Raw genomic sequence first — 2,301 nt, forward strand, 5'->3', positions numbered from 1 at the left:
GTAGAGTAGGGATGAAGCGCCTTACCTCGTCTCCGAGGCAGGTCTCTTCATCCCCCGCTCCGAACCGGACGTGCAAGTTTCCAAGCATCCGGCTCTCCATGCGTGGCTTCGGCCACGGGTGACCCTCGCAGCGTGGCGAAGGCGTTGGTCGACTCCCAGAAGGTGGCATCCCCTTTTCGGAAGTGCTCATCCGGGTCGTTCCATCCGTTCGGTATGCGAAGGCCCCGGTCCGGGTATCGCGGGCGTTTGGTGTCGGCGAACCGGGCGAGTTTCTTCCCGCCCACTCGCCAACTGCCGCCTTTCCCGGCTCCCGACTCGGCGTATATACGGCGCAGTGTCCTTCCAGACGCCTTGCCGTGTTTCTTCCCGAGCCAGTACTTTATGCGCCGGTACAGCCACCAATCGTGCTTGCTGAACTCCCTCCATGCCCGTGTGGCATAGCGGTAGTAGTTGCGCCAGCCGATGATGACCGGGTTGAGGTCGTCGATGAGTTCAGCAAGGGTCTGGCCTGTTGGCCTTTCCCTCACCTTGACCTTGATCTTGTCGCGTAGGAACTGCGACTTGCCCTTCGGAATGAAGAGCAGGCCGACACGCCGGTCAGATGACGGCATCCTGACCTGCGCGACCCGATAACCGAGAAAGTCGAAGCCTTCCTGGACATCGGTGATCTTGGTCTTTTCCATCGACAACTCCATGCGCAATTCCTCTTTCAGGAACTGCGCCAGCGCCAGACGCTCTTCTTCGGCATTTTGTTGCGTTCCCTGCACGAGAACGACGAAGTCGTCCGCGTATCGCACGATGTAGAAGCCCGGCCGACCACGTTGATAGTCGGATTGCAGACGCTGTTGCGCCCGCTCGCGGGTCTTGTCGCGCGGGTTGGGAACCCAGCGCCGGTATCTCTCGTCTATGGCCGTCAGATAGACGTTGGCCAAAAGCGGCGAGACGATTCCCCCTTGCGGGGTGCCGGTCACCGGGTGCCGAAGGCTGCCTTCGATCATGATGTCGGCCTTCAGGAAGGCGAGCACGAGCCGCAGGACCTTGCGGTCCCGGACGCGGCGTCGCACGCGCTCCATCAGCACGTGATGATCGATGGCATCGAAGCACCCCTTGATATCCCCCTCGATCACATACCGGGTCCGCGAGGAACCGGCCGATGTCGGGTTCAACTTGTGACGCACCCTGGCGAGCGCGTCATGGGTGCTCCGGCCGGGTCTGAAGCCATACGAGGTCGGATAGAAGTCCGCCTCGAAGATCGGCTCCAGCACCAGCTTGAGCGCCATCTGGACCAGTCGGTCTTTGAGCGTGGGTATACCCAAGGGTCGGAACTTTCCCGGTTTACCCGGCTTTGGTATCAGCCTCTGCCGGACAGGTTCAGGCCGGTAAGTTCCCTGTCGCAGGTCTCGCCGGATGTCCTCTAGAAAGCCTGCGACCCCATCGGGTCGCCCTTCGACCGCCTTGCGCGTCACGCCGTCCGTGCCGGGCGTGTTGCTGCCCCTGTTACGAGCCAGCCGTTGCCAGGCATGAAGCAGCGTTCCGCGATCGCATACGATATTGAACAGATCCGCAAACGTCTTGTCGGGGTTCGCGGCACTCCACCGATACAGCTTGCGCTGCATGTCGAGAATAAACCCGGTATTCACCGTGTCGGACATGGTGTCCCTCTCCTGCTTGCAAAATGTATCCACTGCCCGCCTTCGCCATGCGGACGGCTTTCCCGTCCTCGGACTACTACGCAGGCTCCGCCCCCGCTTCGCGCGTTCGCCGGTCGCTTCGGCCAGCCGATCCCGTGAGGGTCGGCAACGCGGGCAGGTTCCCAAGTTCCACCAGCTGCTCCTCGTCCGCTGTAGGAGCCGACTCTACCCCGTGTGGAATCCGGCTTCCGGGCCTTGCAGGCTTTTCCGGACGCTGATGGCGGGTTTCCCCGACATCCCTGACGCGCACCCATCAATCGCGCGTCGGCACTCCACAAGTCTTTCGACTGCCTCACCCACTTCCGAGTCGGTGAGGAACCTCCTGACGGGGCTTCGGCCATCGGTTCGGTTTCCCTCTCCATGGCGGACTTGCTGGCCGGGCCGTTCTCGGGATCGGAAGTTCCCTCACGCCCGGCTTTAACGGGTTCTGCTGATTTACGGCTCTCCGGAAGCACCCGGTCGGCCTCACCCGTTCGCTTCGCGCCCCACGCTGCACCGTGTGGCGGGGAGGGTTTTTCGCCCTCCGGAGATGTTGGTGGCTAGTCTTCCAACTCGGCTTTTCTCCTTTCTGGTCAAAGAGTTAGAGGGCTGTGCTTGGCGCACTGACGGG

The 2,301-nt window shown here is 62.1% G+C and carries 1 protein-coding gene; it reads right to left on the reverse strand.

Translation table 11 applies throughout. The features are described from left to right. Nucleotides 1-47: 47 nt before the first annotated feature. Entirely contained in the window at nt 48-1,652 is a 1,605-nt protein-coding gene (gene ltrA / locus NKI85_RS37600; RefSeq protein WP_352532739.1) for a group II intron reverse transcriptase/maturase, read from the reverse strand. Nucleotides 1,653-2,301 lie beyond the last annotated feature (649 nt).

Source organism: Mesorhizobium sp. M0571, from assembly GCF_040320985.1.
In the GTDB taxonomy this organism is placed as follows: domain Bacteria; phylum Pseudomonadota; class Alphaproteobacteria; order Rhizobiales; family Rhizobiaceae; genus Mesorhizobium.

Excerpts from the sequence above, each read along its gene's own strand:
- ltrA (WP_352532739.1), bottom strand. The coding sequence starts at position 1,652 with ATGTCCGACACGGTGAATACCGGGTTTATTCTCGACATGCAGCGCAAG.